General features: G+C 69.9%; 25 protein-coding genes. 2 read left to right on the plus strand and 23 right to left on the minus strand.

Annotation, left to right across the window (positions count from 1 at the left end; translation table 11 throughout):
* Nucleotides 1-574: 574 nt before the first annotated feature.
* The 19 genes from ACFYLW_RS09110 to ACFYLW_RS09200 all read right to left on the minus strand — a co-directional run bounded on the left by ACFYLW_RS09110 (nucleotide 575) and on the right by ACFYLW_RS09200 (nucleotide 19894).
* Nucleotides 575-1099 (minus strand): periplasmic heavy metal sensor, encoded by a 525-nt coding sequence (locus tag ACFYLW_RS09110; RefSeq protein ID WP_312063688.1) that lies wholly within the window; start codon nucleotides 1097-1099, stop codon nucleotides 575-577.
* The gene (locus ACFYLW_RS09115; protein ID WP_313471948.1) at nucleotides 1096-1515 is read right to left on the minus strand and encodes a hypothetical protein; all 420 of its coding nucleotides are present in this window, start codon (nucleotides 1513-1515) and stop codon (nucleotides 1096-1098) included. The genes ACFYLW_RS09110 and ACFYLW_RS09115 overlap by 4 nt, the downstream gene beginning before the upstream one ends.
* Nucleotides 1516-1537: 22 nt before the next feature.
* Nucleotides 1538-2119 (minus strand): RNA polymerase sigma factor, encoded by a 582-nt coding sequence (locus tag ACFYLW_RS09120; protein ID WP_312066212.1) that lies wholly within the window; start codon nucleotides 2117-2119, stop codon nucleotides 1538-1540.
* 62 nt (nucleotides 2120-2181) lie between these two features.
* A complete protein-coding gene (locus ACFYLW_RS09125; RefSeq protein ID WP_312066210.1) occupies nucleotides 2182-2823 on the minus strand; it encodes an EF-hand domain-containing protein in 642 nt (213 codons plus the stop codon).
* Between the two features lie 64 nt (nucleotides 2824-2887).
* Entirely contained in the window at nucleotides 2888-5800 is a 2913-nt protein-coding gene (locus tag ACFYLW_RS09130) for a bifunctional [glutamine synthetase] adenylyltransferase/[glutamine synthetase]-adenylyl-L-tyrosine phosphorylase (RefSeq protein ID WP_390182986.1), read from the minus strand.
* Entirely contained in the window at nucleotides 5800-7218 is a 1419-nt protein-coding gene (locus tag ACFYLW_RS09135) for a HAMP domain-containing sensor histidine kinase (RefSeq protein ID WP_312066231.1), read from the minus strand. The genes ACFYLW_RS09130 and ACFYLW_RS09135 overlap by 1 nt, the downstream gene beginning before the upstream one ends.
* Nucleotides 7215-7607, minus strand: a complete 393-nt coding sequence (locus tag ACFYLW_RS09140; RefSeq protein ID WP_312066229.1) for a DUF559 domain-containing protein — start codon at nucleotides 7605-7607, stop codon at nucleotides 7215-7217. Before ACFYLW_RS09140 ends, ACFYLW_RS09135 begins: the two co-directional genes overlap by 4 nt.
* Before the next feature lie 75 nt (nucleotides 7608-7682).
* Entirely contained in the window at nucleotides 7683-8354 is a 672-nt protein-coding gene (locus ACFYLW_RS09145; RefSeq protein ID WP_105562419.1) for a response regulator transcription factor, read from the minus strand.
* A gap of 66 nt (nucleotides 8355-8420) precedes the next feature.
* Nucleotides 8421-9986, minus strand: a complete 1566-nt coding sequence (locus ACFYLW_RS09150; RefSeq protein ID WP_313471946.1) for a Do family serine endopeptidase — start codon at nucleotides 9984-9986, stop codon at nucleotides 8421-8423.
* Between the two features lie 136 nt (nucleotides 9987-10122).
* On the minus strand, nucleotides 10123-10614 hold the full coding sequence (locus tag ACFYLW_RS09155) for a cytochrome c-type biogenesis protein (RefSeq protein ID WP_312066251.1): 492 nt from the start codon (nucleotides 10612-10614) through the stop codon (nucleotides 10123-10125).
* Nucleotides 10611-12599 (minus strand): heme lyase CcmF/NrfE family subunit, encoded by a 1989-nt coding sequence (locus ACFYLW_RS09160; RefSeq protein WP_312066253.1) that lies wholly within the window; start codon nucleotides 12597-12599, stop codon nucleotides 10611-10613. The genes ACFYLW_RS09155 and ACFYLW_RS09160 overlap by 4 nt, the downstream gene beginning before the upstream one ends.
* Nucleotides 12596-13087, minus strand: coding sequence for a cytochrome c maturation protein CcmE (ccmE, locus tag ACFYLW_RS09165; protein WP_312066250.1), 492 nt, complete (start codon nucleotides 13085-13087; stop codon nucleotides 12596-12598). The genes ACFYLW_RS09160 and ccmE overlap by 4 nt, the downstream gene beginning before the upstream one ends.
* Nucleotides 13088-13120: 33 nt before the next feature.
* The gene (gene ccmI, locus ACFYLW_RS09170) at nucleotides 13121-13936 is read right to left on the minus strand and encodes a c-type cytochrome biogenesis protein CcmI (RefSeq protein WP_313471945.1); all 816 of its coding nucleotides are present in this window, start codon (nucleotides 13934-13936) and stop codon (nucleotides 13121-13123) included.
* A gap of 18 nt (nucleotides 13937-13954) precedes the next feature.
* Entirely contained in the window at nucleotides 13955-15319 is a 1365-nt protein-coding gene (locus ACFYLW_RS09175) for a hypothetical protein (RefSeq protein ID WP_313471944.1), read from the minus strand.
* 97 nt (nucleotides 15320-15416) lie between these two features.
* On the minus strand, nucleotides 15417-16622 hold the full coding sequence (locus tag ACFYLW_RS09180) for a hypothetical protein (RefSeq protein WP_390182987.1): 1206 nt from the start codon (nucleotides 16620-16622) through the stop codon (nucleotides 15417-15419).
* A 247-nt stretch (nucleotides 16623-16869) separates the two neighbouring features.
* Nucleotides 16870-17130 carry a hypothetical protein gene (locus tag ACFYLW_RS09185; RefSeq protein WP_312065974.1) on the minus strand — a complete coding sequence of 87 codons (261 nt, stop codon included), beginning with the start codon at nucleotides 17128-17130 and terminating at the stop codon, nucleotides 16870-16872.
* A gap of 292 nt (nucleotides 17131-17422) precedes the next feature.
* Nucleotides 17423-18871: a sensor histidine kinase gene (locus ACFYLW_RS09190; protein ID WP_312065975.1), complete on the minus strand. Its 1449-nt coding sequence runs from the start codon at nucleotides 18869-18871 to the stop codon at nucleotides 17423-17425.
* A 3-nt stretch (nucleotides 18872-18874) separates the two neighbouring features.
* A complete protein-coding gene (locus tag ACFYLW_RS09195) occupies nucleotides 18875-19555 on the minus strand; it encodes a response regulator transcription factor (protein ID WP_207825428.1) in 681 nt (226 codons plus the stop codon).
* Nucleotides 19556-19894, minus strand: coding sequence for a hypothetical protein (locus ACFYLW_RS09200; protein ID WP_312065977.1), 339 nt, complete (start codon nucleotides 19892-19894; stop codon nucleotides 19556-19558).
* A gap of 262 nt (nucleotides 19895-20156) precedes the next feature.
* On the opposite strand from ACFYLW_RS09200, the gene ACFYLW_RS09205 reads away from it, so the two are divergent.
* Nucleotides 20157-20531 carry a hypothetical protein gene (locus tag ACFYLW_RS09205; protein ID WP_312065978.1) on the plus strand — a complete coding sequence of 125 codons (375 nt, stop codon included), beginning with the start codon at nucleotides 20157-20159 and terminating at the stop codon, nucleotides 20529-20531.
* Between the two features lie 82 nt (nucleotides 20532-20613).
* Here the strand turns inward: ACFYLW_RS09205 and ACFYLW_RS09210 are convergent, their stop codons facing one another.
* The 4 genes from ACFYLW_RS09210 to folP all read right to left on the minus strand — a co-directional run bounded on the left by ACFYLW_RS09210 (nucleotide 20614) and on the right by folP (nucleotide 23404).
* Nucleotides 20614-21186, minus strand: coding sequence for a nucleotidyltransferase family protein (locus tag ACFYLW_RS09210; RefSeq protein WP_312065980.1), 573 nt, complete (start codon nucleotides 21184-21186; stop codon nucleotides 20614-20616).
* 225 nt (nucleotides 21187-21411) lie between these two features.
* Entirely contained in the window at nucleotides 21412-22209 is a 798-nt protein-coding gene (gene thiD, locus ACFYLW_RS09215; RefSeq protein ID WP_312065981.1) for a bifunctional hydroxymethylpyrimidine kinase/phosphomethylpyrimidine kinase, read from the minus strand.
* Nucleotides 22206-22550 carry a multidrug efflux SMR transporter gene (locus ACFYLW_RS09220; RefSeq protein ID WP_292083400.1) on the minus strand — a complete coding sequence of 115 codons (345 nt, stop codon included), beginning with the start codon at nucleotides 22548-22550 and terminating at the stop codon, nucleotides 22206-22208. Before ACFYLW_RS09220 ends, thiD begins: the two co-directional genes overlap by 4 nt.
* 41 nt (nucleotides 22551-22591) lie before the next feature.
* The gene (gene folP, locus ACFYLW_RS09225) at nucleotides 22592-23404 is read right to left on the minus strand and encodes a dihydropteroate synthase (RefSeq protein ID WP_312065982.1); all 813 of its coding nucleotides are present in this window, start codon (nucleotides 23402-23404) and stop codon (nucleotides 22592-22594) included.
* A 9-nt stretch (nucleotides 23405-23413) separates the two neighbouring features.
* On the opposite strand from folP, the gene ACFYLW_RS09230 reads away from it, so the two are divergent.
* Complete coding sequence (locus ACFYLW_RS09230) at nucleotides 23414-23686, plus strand: hypothetical protein (protein WP_312065983.1); 273 nt, start codon at nucleotides 23414-23416, stop codon at nucleotides 23684-23686.
* Nucleotides 23687-23800: the final 114 nt, after the last annotated feature.

Below are 23800 nucleotides of genomic sequence, written 5' to 3' on the forward strand. Positions count from 1 at the left end.
CGCCCTGAACGAAGCGGCTCATACCCACCTCCTGCTGACCCGGAAGGCTATCCTAATTCGCTCGATCGGGAGGCGTTTTCACACAGCCTCGACCCGTTGCGGACATTCATTGTCGGGTTAGCATCAAGCATGGATAGATCAGCGCGCCTTGCCGAGGAACTTGAAGGAATGGAGCGGTGAATACCGAGTCGTTCTCACTCGTGCGCTCACCGACTGCGCGGCCGGCTGCTGGGGTATCTTCGGTCAGAACGAACACCTCCGAGGAAACGAAAAGCCTGCCGATCTTGATGAGCTGCGTGATTTGGCTGGAGCTATCGATCGGTTGAGAGCGCGGATTGGCGACGTTCCGTTCGCCCTCCATGAGGAGTTTGAGGCCGCCCGAGGCCCGGTTGATCCGAATGCTCCCGGCGAACCGAAGCTGGCTAAGGCCTGGCTAGAGAAGTTGGCAGGCACATAGGTCCGCTTCCCCCCGTTGCGGACCTCTAGGTCAGCTTTCGGCGTCCGGCTACCCGCACCTAGAACCAACGTCGGGATCTTTGGTCGGTTGGGCGACCGTCCGGGATGACGGGAGAGATTATCGCGTCGCCGAAGCCGCCGCCACGGGCGCGACCGGCTTGTCGGCCTTCTCGGGCTTGCGCGCCTCCCGCTTCGCCTTGTGACGCGACAGGATGGGAGCCAGGGCCTTTCGGTCCGCCGGGCTGAGTTGGTTCAGGGTCTCGACCGCCCCGGTCTCCAGCCGCGAGCGACCGCGCGCCTCGGACGCCCGCGAGCGTTCCAGCAGGGCGGCCACCGCCACCGGATCAAAGGTCTCGCCGCCAGTCAGGGCGATGGCCTCGCGCCGCGCCGCCCGCGCCTCGTCAAAGTCCGGTCGCGCCTGCATGGCGGCGGCGCGCAGCCGCGCCTTGACCTGATCGCGCACCGCCGGGTCCATGCGTTCGATGACGTCCCAGACCGGCTCGCTGCGGCCCGGCTTGTGCGCCTCGGCCACGCGGTCCTCGATCTTGTCGCGCTCCACCCACACGGCTGCGCCCGCTGCGACGGCGAAGACGTTCAGAGCGACCGAAACGGCCAGGGCGATCTTCAAACTGCGCGACGTCATCCGCCCAGAACCTCCGTGTCGTCCGCACTGATCAGACTGGCTTGATAAAGCACCGCATCCGCCTGGACGTCGGCGGTCAGATGGCTGGTCAGGTTGATCCCGAACACCACCCCGGCGCAGGCCGCCGCCGCCCAGCCGGCGCCCGACAGCCAGGCCAGAGGGCCAGGACCGCGACGGCGCGATCGCAGGCCCGCCCCCGCCGCGCTGGCGATCACCGCCTCGCGCAGGGCGTGCGACGCCGCCGGTCGCGGCGCGGCGTCCAGCAGGGCGTCCAGCCCGTCGGCCTCGCGCAGCAAGACCGCCGCACGCGGGTCCGCATCCCGCAGGGCGCGCGCCGCCTCGCGCTCGGCCTCGGGCCAGCGCCGCAGGTCGCCGCCATAGGCGTCGGCCAGAGTTTCAAAACGCTCGTACGTCATCGTCATGGTTCCAGCCCCCGCCTTACCCATTCGCCGCTCTCACTGCATCCGGCGCGTTCGGCGCCATGTCCGCCAGCGCCGTCCGCAGCGCCCGCCGTCCGCGCGACAGCAGGCTTTCCAAAGCCTCGACGCTGACGTTCATCAGCCCCGCCGCCTCGATGTTTCCCATTTCCTGATAGTGACACAGGACGATGGCCTCGCGCTGCCGCTCGGGCAGTTTCGCCAGGGCCGCCTCGACCCGCGCCCCCGTCTCCAGGGCCAGCAGGCCCCGATCCGGCGCCGGCCCGTCGTCGGGGCGATCCGGCGGCGTATCCGTCGCGATCTCGCGCCGACGCCGCAGCCGGTCGTAGCAGAGGTTCAGCCCCACCCGGTGCAGCCAGGTGTCGAACTTGGCCTGACCGGGCGTCCAGCGCGGCGCCTGTCGCCAGGCTCTCAGCATCGCTTCCTGGGCCACGTCCTCAGCCTCCGCCGCGTCGCCCAGCATCCGCTGCGCCAGCGTCAGCATGCGCGGCAGCTTGCGAGCGACCATGGCCTGGATCGCCGCGGGGTCGCCCTGACCCACGCGCCGCACCAGTTCCTCGTCGGGGTCGGCGGTCTTCGCCAATCCAGCCTCTTTCGCCGTTCACGAAACGGGCCGACGGCTGCACCGCCTTCCCCGACATCACCCTACTCCGAAGCGGGCGTCGAAGGCGACGCCGCCGGGGCCGCCTGACGGCGTTCCTGGTGCTTCTCACGCATCTCGGCGCGACGCGCCTGCATGCCAGCGCGACGCTCCTCGCCGGTCAGGCTTCCGTTGTGGTCAGCATCCAGCCGCGTGAAGGTTTCGGTCGCCTTGCGCTCGGCCTCGGCGATGACGACGGGGAAGCGACCTTCGCCGTTCCGCCCCATATGCTGCGCCCCGCGATGCATCCCGCCGCCATGGCCGCGACCGGCGTGTTCGGCGCGCAGTCCACGATGGCCACGCTCGCCACGTCCGGCCCGCCGGCCGTCCGCGCGGGGCGCATCGAACTCGGCGCGGCTGATGGAGCCGTCCTTGTTCGCGTCCAGACGGTTGAACATGGCGGCGCGGCGCTCGGCGCGCTTGGCCTGACCGGCGGCGCGCATCTCCTCGGCCGTGACCGTGCCGTCGTGATTAGCGTCGGCGGCGCGCAGGCGCTCCACGCGACGCTGGACAAAGTCGGCCTGCGACACCGGCTGGGCCATGGCGGCGCGCGCCGGGCGCTGCGGGGCGGCGGTTTGAGCCACGGCCACACCGCTGAAAACGGTCAGGACGGCGATGGCGGCCACGCCGCCAAGGGTCTTGTTCATCTCGATGGTCTCCGCGGGCCGAAGCCCGAAAAACTCCCTGTCGAGAAATAGAACGCCGCCCGGATCAGTTTCCGTCGCGACCACCGTCCAGCCCGCTCGGCAGCGCCGCTTCGAACGCGTTTCGCGCCCGCAGCCGCAACTCGACCAACTGCGCCTTCAGAGTCTCGAAGTCCGACGCCCCCGCCGCTTCCGCCAGCCGCTGCTGGAAGCCCGCCGGCTCGGCGTCCGGGTCGCCACGCCCGTCGAAGGCGCAGGCCATCAACTGCCCCAGTTGCTGGTGCGTGCGCCAGGTCTCGGCCAGGACCGCATCGTCCTTCAGCGCCTCCAGCGTCGAGACCGTCAGCGGTTCGCCCGCCGCCGCCGCGCACAGCTGGCGGTACTGGGCGACGAACTCGGCGTCGACCTGCGCCCCCGCCGACAGCTTCAGATCCCAGAACCCCTTGGGCCGCCGTTCGCGGTCCATCAGGTCGCGCATGGCCCGCACGTCCCGCGCCACGTCCACACCGGGACGCGGCCGCCGCAGCGCCGCCTCCAGCGTCGCCTCGACCCGCGCGCCGAACGCCGCGTCGCTGGCCCAGACCAGCCGCCCGCGCGTCAGGGCCATGAACTCCCAGGTCTCGGCCTCCTCGGCGTAATAGGCCTCCAGCGCCTCCAGCCGCACCGACACCGGCCCCTTGGAGCCCGTCGGCCGCAGGCGCATGTCCACCTCATAGAGCCCGCCCTCGGCGGTGTGGGCCGACAGGGCGGCGATGAACCTCTGCGTGAAGCGGCCATAGAAGAGGTCCGCGCTCCATCCCTTGCCCGCCGAGACCGCCTCGGGCGGCGCGGCATAGACGGTCATCAGGTCCAGGTCCGAGCCCGCCGTCATCTCGCGCGACCCGGCCTTGCCGAGCGCCACCACGGCGACCGCGCCCTCGAACGCCCCGCCCATCCGCTCGGCCTCGGCCAGGGCCGGCGGGGCCAGGCCCTGCATGCAGGCGTCGGCCAGCGAGGTGTTGGTCAGCCCCGCCTGTTCGGCCGTGGTCCGCCCCGTGATGATGTGCATACCGATGCGGAAGGCCTGCTCGCGGTGCAGGCGGCGCACGGCGTTCATGGCGCTCTCGAAATCCCCCGCCTCACGCGCCTCGCGCACCACCTGATCGGCCACGCCGGTATCCGTGCCCAGGGCCGTCATGAAGCGCGCGTCCAGCACCCCGTCCAGCGCCTGCGGCTGCCGCCCCAGAGCCCGCGCCAGTCTGGGCGCGAAAGCCATGACCCCGACCACCAGATCGAACAGCTTCGGCTGGTTCAGGAACAGGGCCTGGACCTGCACCCCCGCGCTCAGGCCCGAGAAGAACACCGCGAAGCGGCGAAAGGCCGCGTCCGGCGCCCCCGTCCTGGCTACGGCGGTCAGCAGTTGCGGGGCCAGCCGGGTGAACAGCTCGCGCCCCCGCGCCGTCCGCGTCGCCGGGATACGGCCGTGGTGCCAGCTGCGGATGGTGTCCGACACCGTCGCCGGCTCGGAAAAGCCCATCCGCTTCAGCGTCTCCAGCGTGCCGGGATCATTTTCGACCCCGGTGAAGACCAGACTGCCATAGGGTGACGACAGTTCCTCGCCCCCCTCGAACAGCTCGCCATAGCGGTGATTGACCCCCATCAGCAGACTCTCGACCCCGGCGTCGAACAGGACGAGTTCGCCCTCGCCCGCCAAGGCCGCCACATCGGCCCGACGCTCGGGATCGACCGGCAGGACGTGGCTCTGCTCGTCGGCCAGCATCTGCACCCGATGCTCCAGCGCCCGCAGCTCGTGATAGGCGGCGGCCAGTTCATCGCGCGCCTCGGGCGTGACATGCCCCCGCTCGGTCAGGGCGTCCAGCGCCTCCAGCGTGCGTGAGGACCTCAGCCCCTTGTCCCGCCCGCCCAGGATCAGTTGCTGGGTCTGGACGTAGAACTCGATCTCGCGGATGCCGCCGCGCCCCAGCTTCAGATTGGCGCCCGCCGCCTCCAACCCCTCGCCGGTCTTGTGGACGTGGATCTGTTTCTTGATCGACTGGATGTCCAGCACGGCCTGATAATCGAGGCTGCGCCGCCAGATGTAGGGAACCAGAGCCTTCAGGAAGGCCGCTCCCTCCTCTGCATCTCCGGCGCAGACCCGCGCCTTGATGAAGGCCGCCCGCTCCCAGTTCTGGCCGACGGATTCATAATAGGCCAGGGCCATGGGCGCGGCGACCACCGGCGGGGTCGAGGACGGATCGGGCCGCAGCCGCAGGTCCACGCGGAAGACATAGCCGTCCGCCGTCCGCTCGCTCAGCAGACTGGCCAGACCCTGAGCCAGCCGGTTCACAAAGCTCTGTGGCTCCACGCCTTCGCCCAGGGCGCTTTCCAGCGCCTCCGGCTCGAAGAAGAGCGACAGGTCGATGTCCGAGGAATAGTTCAGCTCGAACGCCCCGCCCTTGCCCATGGCCAGGACGAAGAGGCCGGGCACAGGCCCGCGCGGGTCATCCGCCGCCGAGATCAGCTTGCCGCGCCGCCTCTGGTCATAAGCCACGCAGCGCAGCGCCGCCTGCGCCGCCGCATCGGCGAAGCGCGACAGGGCGCCCGTCACCGCATCCAGATCCCAGACCCCGCCCAGATCCGACAGGGCCGTCAGCAGATGCAGCTCGGCCTTCAGATGCCGCAGCGGCGCCCTGGCCTCGTCCGCCGGGCCGTCGATGGCGTCAGTCGCCGCCAGGATCTCGGCCAGCCGCGTGTCGGGCGCCGTCTCGAGGATCTGTCGCAGCCGCTCCGGCCAGCGCCGCGCCAGCCCGGCCAGATAGGGCGAGGCCGCGAACACCGGCTCCAGCGCCCCCCAGGCCCCGTCCAGCGTCGCGCGCCAGCCGCCCTCGTCCGCCGCCTCGACCAGCCGCTCGTGGATGCGCCCCGCCGCCTCGGCGTCGCGCACCGGCCCGCACGGCTTCAGCCTCGGTCCCAGGATTCCGTCTTTGTGGGACTCGTTCATCAGGCCGCCGTCTCGCTCGCCGGGGGCAGGACCAGGGCCACGCGCAGGCCCGGCCCCTGTCCGCCATAGGCCCCCGGCCCTTCATCCAGCTGCACCCGGCCGCCGTGGGCCTCGGCCACCGCCGTCACCAGCGACAGGCCCAGACCCGAGCCCGGCTCGGTGCGGCTGTTGTCCAGCCGGACAAAGCGCTGCAGCACCCGCTCGCGATCCTCGTCCGGCACGCCCGGCCCGGTGTCGGTGACGGAAAACTCGATCTCGCCGGACGACCGGCGTCGGGCGCGGAACTTCACCGCCCCGCCCTCGGGCGTATATTTGATGGCGTTGTCGATGATGTTGGCCAGGGCCTGGGCCAGGAAGGGCTGGTTGCCCTCGATCATCAGCCCCTTTTCGATCTCGGCCGAGAATTCCAGCCCCTTGTCCTCGCCCGACGGCTCATAGAGCTCGGCCATGTCGGTCGCCAGTTCGGCGGCGTCGAACACCTTGGGATCGGGCGCCCCGCCGGCCTGAAGCCGAGCGATGGCCAGAACCGTGTTGAAGGTCTTCAGCAGCAGGTCCGCCTCGTCCAGGGCGACGCTCAGGGCGTCGACGCCCGACACCTTGCCCGCTTCGGCGTCGATCAACGCCACCTCCAGCTTGGCCCGCATCCGCGTCAGCGGCGAGCGCAGGTCGTGGGCGATGGCGTCGCCGGCGTGCCGGATCGAGGCCATCGAGGCCTCCAGCCGGTCGAGCATGGTGTTCAGCCCTTGGCCCAGCTCGTCCAGCTCGTCGCCCGAGTGCCTGACCGGGGCGCGCACCTTCAGGTCGCCCTCCTGCACCGCCGTCACCACGCGGTTCAACCCGCCCATGGCCCGCTCGACGCCCCGGCTGATCCACAGGCCGCCGCCGACCCCCAGCACCAGGACCATGATCATAGCCCCCCACAGGGCCTGGGTCAGACGCGACAGATAGGCCTCGATGTCGCCGATGTCCTCGCCGACGAACAGCTGTTCGCCGCCCGACAGGGGCATTTCCACGCCGATGGCCTGACGCTTGCGCACCCGGCCTTCCTCGTCGGTGTCGGTCAGGCGGAAATCGTCCCAGCGCCCGCCCTGCACCGCCGCGCCGGGGTCCAGCGGCGAGGTCGAGATATTGCCTGTGATCGTCTTCCGATCCTTGTCCATCAGCAGATAGAGGTAGGATCCGCCCCGCAGCGTCCGGTCCACCATGGCCTGGTTCAGGGCGTCCACGCCGCGCGTGCGATAAACCGCCGTCAGGGCCTCGACCTCGCTGCGCACCCCGGCCTCAGCCCGCGCCCGCGCCTCGGACGCCGAGGCGACATAGACATAGGCCAGCACCGCGCTGGCCGTGGCCACGAACAACGCCAGAAACAGCAGCGTCAGCCGAAACGGCGTCCGCCTGAAGAGGGAGGGGAGCTTCACTTTTCTCCCTCCCCTTCATGGGGAGGGTGGTCGCGCAGCGACCGGGTGGGGCGGGCTTCCAGATGCGCCAGAACAGCCGTCATCACGCTGTCCAGTTCATCGCGAACAGCGGCGCTGTCGAACCTCAGCGTCGTGAACCCTTCTCTCGCCAGCACGGCGTCCCTCACCCTGTCCTTCGCCGCCTGAGCCTCGACCGTATGCGTGACGCCGTCCACCTCGACGACCAGCCGTCGATCAAAACAGACGAAGTCGAGGATATAGCCTCGAAACGGCGCCTGCCGCCGAAAATGAAATCCTTGGGCGCGGAGCAGCTTCAGTTGCACCCACAAGCGCGCTTCGGGCGGCGTCAGCGCCTTTCGCATGGCGCGGGCCTTGGCGATGATCGCCATGTCCTGAAGCCCTCCCCACCCGGCCGGCGCTGCGCGCCGTCCACCCTCCCCATGAAGGGGAGGGAGAAATCGCTTCTACGCCTCCAGCCGATACCCCGCGCCGCGCACGGTCTGCAGCATGGCCTTGTCGAAGCCCTTGTCGATCTTGGAGCGCAGGCGGCTGATGTGGACGTCGATGACGTTGGTCTGGGGGTCGAAGTGGTATTCCCAGACCTTCTCCAGCAGCATGGTGCGCGTCACCGACTGGCCGGCGTGGCGCATCAGGAACTCCAGCAGCTGGAACTCGCGCGGCTGAAGGTCGATCTCGGTCGCGCCGCGATGCACGGTCCGGCCGATCAGGTTCATCTCCAGATCGCCGACCTTGAGCACCGTCTGCACCCCGCCGGTCTCGCGACGGCGGGCCAGGGCCTCGACCCGCGCGATCAGCTCGGCGAAGGCGTAGGGCTTCACAAGGTAATCGTCGGCGCCAGCCTTCAGACCCGTCACCCTATCCTCGACTTCGCCGAGGGCCGACAGGAACAGGACCGGCGTCTGATCGCCGCCCTTGCGCACCGTCTCGACCATGCCGACGCCGTCCAGACGCGGCATCATGCGGTCCACGACATAGACATCGTAGCCGCCCTTCTGCGATTCCAGCAGACCGAAAGCGCCGTCCACGGCGTGCGTCACCTCATGCCCGGCCTCGGACAGGCCGCGCACCATCGCGGTCGCCGCTTCAGCGTCGTCCTCGACCACCAGAATACGCATGGACCCCTCCCAAAATAGATTCGGCGGCGATGTTAGCGCATCGCCGCCGATCTCGTCAGTTAAGCCTTATTCAGACTTGGGCAACTTGAGCACGAACGGATTGTTCTGCGCCCCGCGCCGGACCAGCAGGAAGACGATGTCGCGTCCGGCCGTGCGCGAGTCCTGGACCGCCTTGCGGAAATCCTCGACCCCGCGCACGGGACCGTTGCCCGCCCGCATGATGACGTCGCCGGGCTGCAGCACGGCATTGTCGCCCTTGCCCCGCGCGGTGATGACCACGCCGTCGGTCCCCGCTGCGATTTCGTACTGCTGACGCAAGGCCGGCGTCATCGGCGCGACGCTGAGGCCGCCCACGTCGACCGAGACCGAGCCCCGCTGCGGCGTCGGCGCATCGCCCTCCGCCTCGCCATCCTGGCGACCATACAGTTCAGCCGTCGAGGGCCGCTTGCCCGAGGTGACGTTGACGGTCTGCGCTCGGCCGTCCCGCAGGATGTCCAGCCGCAATTGCCGGCCCGGCTGAACCGCCCCGACCTGACGCGTCAGGTCGTTGGAATCGCGCACCTCGCGTCCGTTCAGCTTCAGCACGATGTCGCCGACCTTCAGCCCCGCCTTGTCCGCCGGCCCATCGGCGGTGACGTTGTTGATGAAGGCGCCGCGACGCGTTTCCAGACCCAGGGCCTGCTGATAGTCGCGCGTGATGGGGCCGATCTCCACACCCAGATAGCCGCGCTCGATCGTCTCGCCACGGATCAGTCGATCCGTCGTTTCCTTGGCGATTCCGGCTGGAATGGCGAAGCCGATACCCACCGAGCCGCCCGTCGGCGAGAAGATCGCCGAGTTCACGCCGATCACCCGACCGTAGATGTCGAAGGTCGGCCCGCCCGAGTTGCCCTTGTTGATGGCGGCGTCGATCTGAATGAAGTCTGTGTAGGGGTTCTCATTGCCACCGATGTCGCGGGCCTTGGCCGACACGATGCCCGCCGTCGCCGTACCGCCGAGGCCGAACGGGTTGCCGACCGCGATGACCCAGTCGCCGACACGCGGCTCAGCCTTGTCCTCAAACGAGACAAAGGGGAAGTTTCCGCCGTCCACCTTGATGACCGCCAGATCGGTCAGGGGATCACGGCCGATCAGACGCGCAGTCAGCTCCCGCTCGTCGCTCAGACGCACCACGATCTCCTCGGCGTTCTCGACGACGTGGTTGTTGGTGACGATGTAACCGTCGGCCGAGATGAAAAAGCCCGAACCAGTACCCAGAGCCGTAGTCGAGTTGTCGTCCTCGCCCTCTTCGCCCGAACCGCCGCCGCGCGGCTGACCGGGGATGGGCACGGCGCCGAAGCCGGGGATCTGCAGGAACCCGCCGCCATTGGGGCGCTGCACCCGCGTCTTGACGTCGATCTGCACCACGGCGGGCGCGACCTGCTGGAAGATGTCGGCGAAGCTGAGCGGCGCGCCCTGCGGCGGCGCGAAGGCCAGGCCCGCGGCCCCGGCCGAGGGGACCAGCCGTCCCGCCTGTGCGGCGGCGGGCGCGGCCTGGGCGCCCGGCCAGCTGATGACCCCGCCCGCCGTCGCGGCGGCGGCGAAGGTCAGGCCGACGGCCGCCCCCAGAATGAACTCCTTGCGCTTCAGCATCGTCGTCCTTGCAGTCCTGAAAGGCGGAGCTCCAGAAGCTCCGTTCGCCCATGAATATAGGGCGTTACGGCCCAAGCCAATGCACGCCCTCGCGATGGTTGTCCCTGATCCGCGTTCGCCGTGAGGCGCGCTTGCGTCAGGATCGCGGCGAAAGGCTCTCGGTTTCGTCAGGTTCGGCGGTCAGGTCCGCCAGCGCCTGTTCTTCCTCCGCCGTCAGAGGCTGAACCTCGACCCGGCGCCGGCGCGACCGCCAGACGAAGACCGCCCCCGCCCCCAGCACCAGGGCGAAGGGTCCGAACCACAAAAGCCAGGTCCCCGCCCGCACCGGCGGCTGGAACAGGATGTAGTCGCCGTAGCGCCGCACCAGATCGGCGCGCACCGCCTGATCGGTCTTGCCCGCCGCGATCTCCTCCCGGACCAGACGGCGCATGTCGGCGGCGATGCCGGCCGGGCTGTCGGCGATGGATTCGTGCTGGCAGACGACGCAGCGGATGTCGGTGAACAGGGCGCGCGCCCGCGCCTCCTGCGCCGCGTCGGGCAAGGGGCGGTCCGGCGCCGGGGGCGGCTCGGCCATGGCAGCCCCCGCCATCAGGCTCAGCGCCCCGACCAGAGAAGCCAGCCGCCTCACGCCTTGGCCTCCACCGTCTTCTTGCGCGTCCCGGCGCCGACCCGCAGCCGCCGGTCCAGCAGGGACAGCACCCCGCCCAGAGCCATGATCAGCGGCCCGAGGAAGATCAGGCGCGCCCAGGGATTGTAATAGACCCGCACCGTCCAGGCCTGCTCGTGGCTCTCGGTCGCCGCCCGCTCGCCCATGACCACATAGACGTCGTCCAGCCCGCGGAAATCCAGACCCACCTCGGTCGTCGTCTGCCCGCCCGCCGGGAAGAAGCGCCGCTCGGCGGTGACGACGCGCTCGACCGCGTCGCCCGAAACCGGCATGACGGTCAGCCGTCCCTGCTCGGCCAGATAGTTCGGCCCCTCGATCACCTCGACGGCGTCCAGCCTCACCCGCCACGGCCCCGACGAGACGACGCCGCCCAAGGGAACCGCCGCCGCGGCCTCGGCCTTGAAACTGGTCTCGACCACGGCCCCCAGGATGAAGACGCCCAGCCCCGCGTGGGCCAGGGTCATGCCCCAGGCGCCCAGCGGCAGGCCCTTGGCGCGACGCAGGGTCTCGCCCAGCGGCGCCCGGAACGCCTTGGTCCGCGTCGCCACCTCGGCCACCGCACCGAAAATCAGCCAGGCCCCGACGCCCAGTCCCGCCGCCGCCAGCGCCTTCTTCGGCTCGAACAGCATAAAGGCCGCAAAGGCCGCCACGACCGCCAGACCCGCCGCCAGCCACAACCGCTGCAAGGCCCCCGTCAGATCGCCGCGCTTCCACGCCAGCAGAGGTCCGGCGGGCAGGATCAGACAGGCCACGACCAGAAGCGGAACAAAGGTCGCGTTGAAATAGGGCGGCCCCACCGAAATGGTCGCCCCCGAAATCCCCTCGAGGATCAGCGGATAGAGGGTGCCCAGCAGCACCGTCGCCGCCGCCGCCGTCAGGAAGAGGTTGTTCAGCACCAGGGCGCCTTCGCGGCTGATCGGCGCGAATGCCGCGCCCGACCGGATGGCCGGCGCGCGCAGGGCGAACAGGATGAAGGCCGCCCCCGCCGCTGCGCCCAGGATGGCCAGCAGCATCATGCCCCTCTGCGGATCCACGGCGAAGGCGTGGACCGAGGTCAGCACGCCCGAGCGCACCAGAAACGCCCCCAGCATGGAGAAGGTGAAGGCCAGGATGGCGAGGAAGACCGTCCACCCCGCCAGCGCCCCGCGTCGCTCGGTGACGATGGCCGAGTGCAACAGGGCCGCCCCCGCCAGCCACGGCATGAAGCTGGCGTTCTCGACCGGGTCCCAGAACCACCAGCCGCCCCAGCCCAGCTCGTAATAGGCCCAGAAGGAGCCCAGCAGGATGCCGACCGTCAGAAAGGCCCAGGACGCCAGCGCCCACGGCCGCACCCATCGCCCCCAGGCCGGATCGACCCGTTTCTCGATCAGGGCGGCGACCGCCAGCGAGAAACAGACCGAAAACCCGACATAGCCCGCGTAGAGCAGCGGCGGATGGACGGCCAGCGCCGGGTCTTGCAACAGCGGGTTCAGCGACGCCCCCTGCACCGGGGCCGGGTCCAGACGCGCAAACGGGTTGGAGGTAAAGACGGCGAAGGCCAGGAACATCGTCGACAGCGCGCCCTGCACCGCCACGCTCGAGGTCTTCAGCCCGAACGGCAGACCCCGCGCCAGCGCCAGGGCCCCGCCGAAGCCGGTCATGACCAGGCACCACAGCACCAGCGAGCCCTCGTGGCTGCCCCAGGCGGCGGCCACCTTGTAAAGCATCGGCTTGTCGGTGTGGCTGTTCAAGGCCACGTTCGATACCGAAAAATCAGACACGGCGAAGGCGTAGATCAGCGCCGCGAACGCCAAGGCCGTCGCCGCCGCCGAGGCGATCAATGCCCCGCCCCCGGCCCCCGCCAGCACCGGACTCAGCCTCAACCGCCCCGCCGTGGCCAACGCCGTCGTCAGCGCCGCCAGAACCAGCGCCAGAATCAGCGCGAACGCCCCCAGTTCGACGATCACAGGCTGCGGCTCGCGTTGCTTGGCGGGGCTTCGCCCGTCTCGGGACGCCACTCGCCCTTTTCCTTCAGGCGGTCGGCGACTTCGCGCGGCATATAGGTCTCGTCGTGCTTGGCCAGCACCTGGCTGGCCTCAAACACGCGGTCGGGACGGAACGATCCCTGCGCCACGATGCCCTGCCCCTCGCGGAACAGGTCGGGCAGGTCGCCGTGATAGCTGACCTTGCTGCGTCCCGCGTTGTCGGTGACGACGAAGACCACCGTCCCGTCCGCGCCCTTGACCACGCTGCCGGCCTCGACCAGCCCGCCCAGACGGATCACCCGCCCGACCGGCGCGGCCCCCTCGGTCACTTCGGACGGCGAGAAGAAGTAGGTGACGTTGTCCTTCATCGCCCACAGCGACAGGCCGACCGCCAGGGCCAGCACGGGCGCCGCGGCGGCCACGATCCACAGGCGACGCCGCGCCTTGGGCGATTTGGGAAGCCAGCTCATGTCAGGACATCACAGAAGGGTTGCAGCGCGGGCTCATCCGGCCCCGCCCAGTCGATTTTGCAGGTCCGCCCGGCGCGGATCGTTCGGCTCCAGCGCCGCGATCAGCGGCCCCCAGACCGCCGCCGCCCCGGCCTTGTCGCCGCGCTTCAGCGCCGCCTCGCCGAGGAAGTAGCGCGCCCCCAGTTGGTTCGGATCGCGCTTCAGCGCCTCGCGGAAGGCCGCCTCGGCGTCGCCGCCGACCGCGCCCTCGTTGGCCCGAACCAGGCTTTCGCCCAGCCGCGCCCAGCTTTGGGCGTCGTCCGGCTGGATCGCCAGCGCACGGCGGAAGGCCGAGGCCGCGCCGATGGGATCGCCCGCCTCGAACCGGGCCGCGCCCAGCATGGTCAGGGCGCGATGGTCGTCGGGGCGGTCCTTGACGATGCGGCCGATCACCGCCGCCGCCTGGGCCGGCTCCAGGGTCTCGGGCGAAGAGGCCCAGTCGCGCACCCGCGTCTCATAGGCCTGATCCGCCATGCCCGGCGCGCCGAGCCCCAGATAGAGCGCCAGCGACGCCGCCGCCGTCAGTCCAATGCCCCCCAGAACCCACAGACGATCCCTGGCGCCCACGACCGGCGCCCGCGCGTCGCGGCGCGCCGCCAGCAGCCGCCGCCCGGCCTCGGCCCGCGCGGCGGTCCAGCCCGCCTCGTCCAGCAGGCCGCGCGACTTCAACCGATCCAGCTCGGCCAGCTCGCGTCCCGCGGCGTCACGATCAACCGCAGCCTCGGCGTCGGCCCCGCGTCGCGCGCCGGCCAGCACCAGAAGCCCAGCCATCGCCGCGGCCAGTCCCGTCATGATCCAGAAGATCGTCATGCCCTGCGCTCTAGCGGATCAGGCGCGCCGACGCGAGGCTCCCGAGGTCGCAGCCTCGACCGCCACGCTGGGCGGCGCCCCGGCCACCGTCAGTCGGCGCCGCACCGTGCGCTGCGCCTCCCTGGCCCCGATCAGACCCAGCAGCTCGGCAGTCAGGGCGATCCGCTTGCGCGCCACCCCCTCATCCGTCGCCTCGCCGTCGTTCAGCCGCTCCAGCGCCTCGTCGGCCCAGGTCGCCAGCCGTCCGGTCAGACCTTCCGCCGTCTGGCGTCGCTCCGCCTCGCAGCCGAACACCGTGGCCGGGCCGCGCACCAGGCCGATGACCGCCGCCAGAGCCTTGGCCCGATCCGCCGTCGCCGCATCGACCGCCTCGTCCAGTCGCGGCGCCGGACGCGTCATGCGCCCCGCCATGGCCGCGCGCTCGACCGGCAGCACCTTGCCCGTCGCCTTCTCGGCGGCGCTGAACAGTTCGGACAAACGCAGGGCGATCTTCAGCCGCGCCTGCCGCACCGCCTTGCCCCAGGCGCTGTCCGCCCGCAGCGACAGGGTCATGTCGATCTCCGACAGGGTCTCGGCGCACCAGTCCAGATCGGCCTTCAGCAGGGCGGCGTCCGCCCCCGGCGCCGTGGGATCAAAGGCCGCCGCCTCGGCCGCGCGATGCGCCAGCGCCGTCACCACCCGATCGACGAAGACCGCCAGCTCGCTTTCGCTCAGCAGGGTTTCGCGCCCGGCCGTCGGCGTCGCCTGGGCCACGACCCGCAGCATCATGCGTGCGTCCGGCATATGGGCGAACAGCATCTCCATCAGCCGCCCCGCCCCGTCCGGCGCGATCGACCCCGCCTGCCGCAACGCCAACTTCAACTCAGCGACCGCCTCCGGCCCCGGCCGTCCCAGCCAGGTCTCCAGATAGTCCAGGGACCGGCGCGCCAGGGCCGCCAGATCAAAACAGGAAGACAGTTCCGCCAGCTGCGCCGCGCTGGCGCCGGGCCACAGCGCCTCGCCCTGATCGCGCACGGCCGAGGCCGCGCTCAGGCACAGGCGATCGGCCACCATGCGCGACAGCTCGTCGTCACGATCCAGCTGCGGCAGCAATTCCGGCTCATTGCGAGTGGCCAGCCGCCACAGCCGCCCCGGCACGCTTGCAGGAAAGCTCACCCCCTCCAGCCCGTCCTCGCGGCGCCGGAACAGCGGCCTCAGCGGCGCAAAGGCCGTATCCCGCCGTCGCCGGTCCAGCACCTCGGCCTCGACCATGTCGCGCAGCGCCCACGCCCGATCCCCCGTCATCGCCGCCGCCAGCGCTTCCAGCTGGGACAGCAGATGATCCGGGCAAGCGGCGATCAGCTGGGCCAGGGCGGCCCTTTGCGCGACCGACAGGTCCGCCATGCATTCTCCTCGGGCCGAACCGAATCCCGGCCACGGGGGTCAGGGTGCGCCCTTCGGGTTAACAGGGGATTGGGAGCCGCCGGTCCTCGCGCTGAAGTCACGGACGTCGCATGATCGTCCAGTCGCCGTCGCGCGGCCCGGGCGTCAGACGCCATTCGGGCTTGAGCGTCAGGGTCCAGCCCTCGCCCTTCAACCCGTCCTGCGTCGGGGTCGCCCCGCCGTGGGCCACGGTCAGCCGCGACCAGTCCGTCGACAGCAGCCCGTCCTTCTCGACCGTCAGCACGCCCCAGTCGGCGGCGGCGCGAATGACGCCATAAACGGTCCCCTCGGGCGGCAGGGGCGTCACCTTGTTGGGATCAAAGCTGAAGCTCGCCCCGGCGACAGGCGCGACCAGCACCGGGCCGTCGACCAGCCCGGCCCTCAGGCTCGCGACGCGGGCCGCCTGCTCCAGCGCCCGCGCCGCCTCCTCCGCCTGGATCGTCGTCGCTCCGTAGCGCATGCCGCTGGCCGCGAGCGCGGCGTCGTCGGCGGCGATCTGCAGGCCCAGCGCCTGCGCCAAGAGTTGCGGCAGGCCCTCGCCCCGGTCCCATGTGGTCTTCCAGTCCGGCGCCGCCGCGTCCAGCAGCAGGCCGTAGGCCGGCGCCGTGTAGTAGGCGAAGGATCGCGCATAGGCGCGGACCCGGTCCCCCTTGCCCAGATGCTCCGCCAGATGCGGGATCATGGCCTCGTCGCGCGACAGAAGACGACCGGTGTATTCAGCCAGCCCCTCATGCCGCTCCATGGCGTCCTCGGCGGCCTGCGCCTCGGGGAAACGGGCCTGTCGCCAGGCGCGGAAGGTCAGGGCGTCCTCCACCGCGACGCGGCGCGCGGCCGGGTCGCTCGCCGCCAGCGCCGCCGCCAGCGCCCGCAGTTCCAGACGCAGCGAGACCCGCCCCGCCTCCATCGCCAGCTGCGGCTGGTCGGCGTTCGCCGCCTTCAAGCCGATCTGATCCTGAATCCGGTGCCAGGCCTCATGCATCAGCAGGATGGACCGCCCCGGCTCATCCGCCGGCACAGGCGCGACCAGCATGGTCCAGACGCGGCCGTTCCAGCGCACGGCGGTGTTGGCGATCGGCACGGCGTCCGGCAATTGGCCCCGGAAGACCGCGCCGTCGCGTTCCAGCGGCGCATCGACCCCGTCCATGTTGGCGATGACCTGTCGCGTCGCCGGGTCGGCGATCAGCACAGGCCCGCACAGGCTGACGCCCCAGGCCCGCCCGCCGTCCGCCTCGCACAGGGCCCGCGCCTGCTCGAACGCCGCCATGGCCGGGACGACGTCCGGCCGCTCCCCCGCGGCCGCGCCCGTCGCCGAAAGCAACCATAAGACCGCGCCAAGACCCGTCCGCCTGTCGATGAATAACGACGCCATAGGCTTTCCTTATTCCCCACGCGGCTCCACGACCCCGCGGGCAAATATGGCCAAGCTTTAGGCGACGATATTAAGGCGGCGACCGCTGCGCCGCCCTCGGCGTCCGGTGGGTGCCCCATGGCGGACTCGAACGAAGCCATCATCAAGCAGGAAAAGCGGTTCCGTCAGTGAGAGCTTTCCGCATCTGCTCGCGCCGCAGCAGACCAAAGTGCGGATCACGTCGGTGGAGCGTCTCTTCTAGGAAGAGGAACACGGCCGGGGAAACCTCCAGACCCTGTTCATCCAGACGTCCAATCCAACCTAGGGCTTCATCATTGGCTGCCAGCCAGTCCATCCGGCCACTCTCTTCGGCCCATAGCTGCCGATCCACGAACCCCCTCAGCTCACCAATCAAGTTGTGCATCGGACGATCCCCCTAGCCGCTAAGGTTCTTCAAAAAGCCTGTCGCTCCCAATCCTCGGCTCAACATCTGGCGTAGCTTTACTGTTGTAATAGCTGGCGGTGACGCAGACCATCAGTATCCCAACAAGCAGAAGAAAGACCAAAGGCACCGCCTGCCACAGGTTTCTATCTCTGGGTTTCATCTTCTGGCACCTGCAGCCGGCCATCATCCGCCGATGAGGAATTTACTCGCGTCTGCGTCCGCTAACCACCCCTAGCGGACACCCGACACGCCCGCTTCCAGCCTCAGCGCCTCACCCCTCCGCCGCGGGCAACTCCAGCAGCACCTTCAGTCCGCCCATGTCGCTGTCGGCCAGGGTGACGCGGCCGCCATAGGCGCGGGTCAGGTCCTCGACGATGGACAGGCCCAGGCCGGTGCCCGGCGTGTCCTCGTCCATTCGCGTGCCGCGTTTCAGGGCGGCGTCGCGCTGGTCGGCGGGCAGGCCGGGGCCGTCATCCTCGACCACCACGATCATCTGGCCGGGGATCGAAGCGCCGGCTGAAATCCGCACCCGGCGCCTGCACCACTTGGCGGCGTTCTCGATCAGGTTGCCGAAGATTTCCTGCAGGTCCTGACGCTCGCCCAGGAAGGCCAGGTCGTCCGGCGCGCGCCAGTCGATCTCGACGCCCTTGGTCTCGAACACCCGCTCCAGCATGACGGCCAGTTCGTCCAGCACCTCGCCCACCGGCGTGGTTTCGCCCAGACCATGGGCGGCGCGGGCGGCGGCGCGGGCGCGGCGCAGGTGGTGGTCGACCTGGTCCTGCATGACCCGCGTCTGCTTGCGCACCATGTCGGGCAGGACACCCCCGGTCGTTCCCGCCTCGGCCAGCATGACCGCCAGCGGCGTCTTCAGCGCATGGGCCAGGTTGCCGACGTGGGTGCGCTGGCGCTCCACCGTTTCCTGGTTGTGGGTCAGCAGCCGGTTCACCTGTTCGGCCAGGGGCTGGATCTCCAGCGGATAGACCCCCTCGACCCGGTGCGAGCGGCCCTTGCGCACGTCCGAGATCTCGTCGCGCAGGTCGAACAGGGGCCGCAGCCCCACCCGCACCTGGATGAAGACCGCCGAGACCAGACCGGCCCCCAGCAGCAACATGGCCACCCAGGTCACGGTGGCGAACTGGCGCGTGTCGGCGTCGATGTCGGAGCGGTCGACGCCGGCGAAGAAGACGATCGGCGCGGTCCGCCCCGGAAGTTGCTTCATGCTGGCGGCGATGCGCAGGGGCTCGCCCTTGGGGCCGTCCTCGGCGTTGTAGCTGATGGTCTGGCCGAAGGCTTCGCGCAGCCGCTCATCCAGATCCGGCGCATATTCCAGATCGGCCCGGCCCAGAGAGGCGGATCGCGCCACCACCTGCAGCCGTCCGTCGCGGCCCGGCTCGGCCACCATCCAGTACTTGCCCGACAGCAGGCGCTCGGTGCGCGCATCGCGGATTTCGCCGACGAAGACCTCGCCCTCGGGGGTGATGCTGGCGGCCACCACCGCCTCGTCGATGGTGTCGCCCAGGGTGTTGCCCAGCCTTCGCAGCGCCGATTCCTGAAACACCGAGGTCAGCACCACCCCGGTGACCACAAGGGCGACCAGAATCCAGGCCGAGGCCAACCAGATCAGGCGCCGCGTCAGCGACTTGCCCGGTCGCCCCAGCCAGCGCCCCCATTCGTTCCCGTGCGGCTTGGCGGGCGCTTCAACCGCCCCGGCGTCGGTCACGGATCAGGCCGCGTCGCTCTCGCCGGCCAGCGGCGACAGGCGATAGCCCAGGCCGCGCACCGTCTCGATCCGGTCCGAACCGATCTTCTTCCTCAGACGCCCGACGAAGACCTCGATGGTGTTGGAGTCGCGGTCGAAGTCCTGATCATACAGATGCTCGACCAGCTCGGTGCGGCTGATGACCCGCCCCTGATGCATCATCATGTAGTGCAGCAGGCGGTATTCCAGGCTGGTCAGGCGCAGCGGCTCGCCGTTCACCGTCGCCCGCGCCGCGCGCGGGTCCAGACGCAGGCCGCCGCAGGTCAGGGTCGCCGCCGCATGGCCGGCCGAGCGACGCAGCAGGGCGCGCAGGCGGGCCAGCAGTTCCTCGGTGTGGAAGGGCTTGGTCAGATAGTCATCGGCCCCGGCGTCGAAACCCGCCACCTTGTCCGACCAGGCGCCGCGCGCCGTCAGGATCAGAACCGGGGTGGCCTTGCCTTCGCGGCGCCAGCGCTCCAGCACCGACACCCCGTCGATCTTGGGCAGACCCAGATCCAGCACCACCACGTCATAAGGTTCGGTGTCGCCCAGGAACCAGGCTTCCTCGCCGTCCGGGGCGTGGTCGACGGCGTATCCGGCGTCGGAAAGGGCGGTCTTCAGCTGGCGCGACAGATCGACGTCGTCCTCGACAAGCAGCACCCGCATTCAGTCGTCTCCGCGAACCCGGCCGGACCGGCCGTCAACCTGTATGTCCGACACGCGTCCGCCCGGATATTCCCAGCGCACCACATAGTCGCCGCCGCGCTCCTGCACGCCCAGCATCCGGCCGGGACGGTTGGACTGGACCCGCCGGGCGACATCGCCGGGGTCTGCGCGCGGCGCCGAGCGGGGCGCATCACGCAGCCCCTGGCCCGGATAGTTCCGGGGCTGCTCGCGACGGTCCTCGTCGCGGTCCCGGTCGCGGCCGCGCGACTGGGCCGCCGCGTCCGTCAGGGGGACGAGGGCGATCAGGCCGGCCAGCATGAGGGCTCGAATACGCATCATGGTTTGTCTTCTAGACAGGGGCCTCTGAACGGGGGCTGAACGCAGTCTATCGCTGTTCATCCGGACAAGGAACGCACGCGCGCGGATTCTCCGTCGCTGTCGCCCATATGCGACTTGGCCGCGCATGTGGATGAAGATGAAGAACTTCTCATGCTGATGAACGCAGTCTGAAACGCGTCGTTCAGATGCGGCTCAGCCGTCGGGTGGTCTTTTGGGGTCAACGCAGCCGATCCGGTTGCGACGAACCGAAGGAGCCAAGACCATGAAGAAGCTGCTGATCCCCGCCCTGGCCGTCGCCGTCGCCTCGGCCGCCCTGCCCGCCGCCGCCCAGTCGTACGACCGTCACGGTCCCTCGCGCGGCCACGGCTACGAACAGAACTACGGCGGCTGGAACTCGATTTCCCAGCGCAAGCACAACCTGGATCGCCGCATCGATCAGGGCATTCGCAACCATCAGCTCAGCCGCCGCGAAGCCTCGCGTCTGCAGGACGAGTTGAACAGCCTGGTCCGTCTGGAGCGCAGCTACATGCGCGGCGGCCTGACCCGCTGGGAGCGCGAGGACCTGAACCGTCGCTACGACCGCCTGTCGGCCAAGGTCCGCTATGAGCGCAACGACTACAACGGCCGTCGCCACTGACGGCTGAGCGGGAACCGGGCCTCATCCCTCCCTGTCCGAGGCCCGACCGAGGGGCGCGATCCGCAAGGGTCGCGCCCTTTTCCTATGCGGGCTCGATTACCTTGATTTCCGGCCAGCGCCCGCGCGCGCTGGCGACCACCTTGTCCCAGCCCCTGGCCAGGCCGCGCACGGGGTTGGGCCGGATCACCATGTCAAACACGTCCTGCAGGCCATAGGGCGCGGCCACGCTGATCGTGTCGTCCTTCTCCAGCCGCACGGCCAGAGCGAAGGCCGGGGCCACGAACTGGGCCGGAGCATCGTCGGTGCAGGTCAGGGGCGCATAGGGCTCGCCGAACTTGCTCTCGAACCACAGGTGAACCCGCGCCTGATTGCGCACCTCGACCAGATCCCGGAACGGCGGTTCGAAGGCGGCGGCGACCCGCTTGATGATGACGTCCTCGGCGTCCCACGAGGTGTCCGGGTCGAAATAGCCGATGTCATAATCCTTGATGCCGTAGCCGACGGGCCGCCCGGTCCGGTCGTTCCACACCCCCTGATAGACGGCGCCGGAAAACAGCCGCCAATCCGGCAGGTCCAGGTCCCGCATTACAGTCAGCACATGCATCAGCGCCGGGTCGGCGCGGACGACATCGATCAGTCGGGTCTCAAGGCTCATGGGGCGGCAGAGACGGCGATTCCAACGCCCCGCCAAGCCCTTCCCCCCTTCCCTTCTCCCCTTGAGGGAGAAGGTGGCAGGCGAAGGCTGACGGATGAGGGGTGTGAGCGCCTCGCATCCGATGAAGGTCGCCATGCCCGGCCGACCCAACTCCTAGCCGTCGCGCCGACACCCCTCATTCGAGCGCCTGCGGCGCCCACCTTCTCCCTCAAGGGGAGAAGGGCTTCAGCGGATCGGCCAGCCGTGGTCCAGCGGCCCATGCCCCTGCCCCAGGCCCGGCGCGCGGCGGATGGCCTCGGCGACATAGGCCCAGGCTTCGGCCACGGCGGTTTGCAGCGGCAGGCCCTTGGCGATCCCGGCGGCGCAGGCGCTCGCCAGGGTGCAGCCGGTGCCGTGGGTGTGGCGCGTGTCGATGCGCTCGCTCTCCAGCACCGTCTCGCCGTCTCGGGTCAGCAGCAGGTCGACCACCGTCTCGCCCGGCACATGGCCGCCCTTCATCAGCACCGCCCGCGCCCCCATCTCCAGCAGGGCCTCGCCCGCCCGGCGCTGCCCGTCCAGGTCAGCCACGGCGATCCCGGTCAGGGCCTCGGCCTCAGGCGCATTGGGGGTCAAAAGCGCCGCGCGCGGCACCATCAACCGCCGCACCGCCTCGACCGCGCGATCCTCCAACAGGGGCGAGCCGCCCTTGGCGATCATCACCGGGTCCACCACCGTCGGCACATTGTCGGCATAGTCGATCAGGCCCGCCACCGCCTCGACCACCTCGACCGAGCCCAGCATCCCGGTCTTCAGGGCGTCGGCCCCGATGTCGTCCAGCACCGCCCTGGCCTGGGCCTCGATCACGTCGATCGGTAGGGGATAGACCCCGTGAACCCCCAGGGTGTTCTGGATGGTGACCGCCGTGATCGCCGTGGCGGCGAACCCGCCCAGCATGGTCACCGCCTTGATGTCGGCCTGGATGCCCGCCCCGCCGCCGGAATCAGACCCCGCGAGAATAAGAACTCGACCCTTGGCTTCGCTCACGCCGCCGCTCCCGAAAACAGCTTCAACCCGACGATGCCCGCCACGATCAACAGGATGCAGACCGCCCGCACCGCCGTCGCCGGCTCGCCATAGACCAGGACCCCGACCGTCGCCGCGCCCACGGCGCCGATGCCGGTCCATACCGCATAGGCCGTGCCCACCGGCAGCTTCTGCGTGGCGATCCACAGCCCGACCATGCTGGCCACCAGGGCCGCGGCTACGCCCAGCGACAACAGAGGCCGCTGCACGCCCACATACTTGATGCCCGAAGCCCACATGACCTCGAACAGACCGGCGACGATCAGCACCGCCCACGGATTGATTGACAACAGCCAGGACATGGCCGCTGCATGACCCAGCGGCCGCCCCGGGGCAACCGGTTTCAGCCTGCCTTCGCCACCGCCGCCTGCAGCTTCAGCGCCTGAACCGTCTCGCGCACATCGTGAACGCGCACCATCCTCGCTCCGCGCCGCGCCCCCTCCAGCGCCAGGGCCAGCGAGCCGCCCAGCCGGTCGGTCGCCTCCACCGCGCTCGCATCGACACCCTGGATGGTCCGCTTGCGGCTGGCGGCGTAGAGCACCGGGAAGCCCAGTTCGACCAGGGCCTCCAGCCGCGCCGTCAGCGTCAGGTTGTGCGCCGTCGTCTTGGCGAAGCCGACGCCGGGATCCAGCCAGATCTTCTCGCGCGCCACCCCCGCCTTCATCGCCGCCTCGGCCCGCGCCGCCAGATGGGCCGCCACCTCGGCGACCACATCGTCATAGCGGGGGTCGTCCTGCATGGTCTTGGGTTCGCCCTTCATGTGCATCAGCACCACCTGACAGCCCAGCTCGGCGGCGGTGCTCAGACTGTCGGGATCGTGCGTCAGCGCCGTCACGTCGTTCCACATCGTCGCCCCAGAGGCGACGGCGGCGCGCGCCACGCCCGGCTTCATGGTGTCGATGCTGATCATACCGTCCCAACGCGCCCGGATGGCGGTGATCAGCGGCAGGGTGCGGGCGATCTCCTCGTCCTCGCCCACCGGGTCCGAGCCGGGCCGCGTGCTCTCGCCGCCGATATCCAGAACATCGGCGCCTTCGGCGATCAGCCGCAGCGCATGGGCCAGCGCCGCCTCGCGCGTGTCGTGCTGCCCGCCGTCCGAGAAGCTGTCGGGCGTCACGTTGACGATTCCCATGACAAGGGTGGGTCGAGGCGCCATCGTCGCTCCATGGTCACAAATATTATCGACCGCCGAACCAACGGGCACCTGTGGCGGACGGTCGATGCCGTAGCAGAAGCGACCTGGCACGATAATCACAATCCCGAGGTGGCCGGAACACACGACAACGCTGATCCGGCCGTATCCCGCGCACTCGGCGACACCTATGCCGTTCGCATGGCTCTGTCGGTCGCGGACGCTATCCAATGGGCTCAAACTTTTGCCGATGAAGTGACCCTGTATTTGTATGACGCGGGCACCTACGACGCTGACGAAGGCTAGACACACACCGCCCGCTCTTCACCCAATAGTGCGGTGTGCGACAAGAACTCCCGGGGCGCCGGTTTGACTTTCCGCGCGCTGAGGCTCAGCCTCTAGCCACTATGGAACGTTTCG

It is taken from the genome of Brevundimonas sp. NPDC007368 (assembly GCF_042869015.1).
Classification (GTDB): Bacteria; Pseudomonadota; Alphaproteobacteria; order Caulobacterales; family Caulobacteraceae; genus Brevundimonas.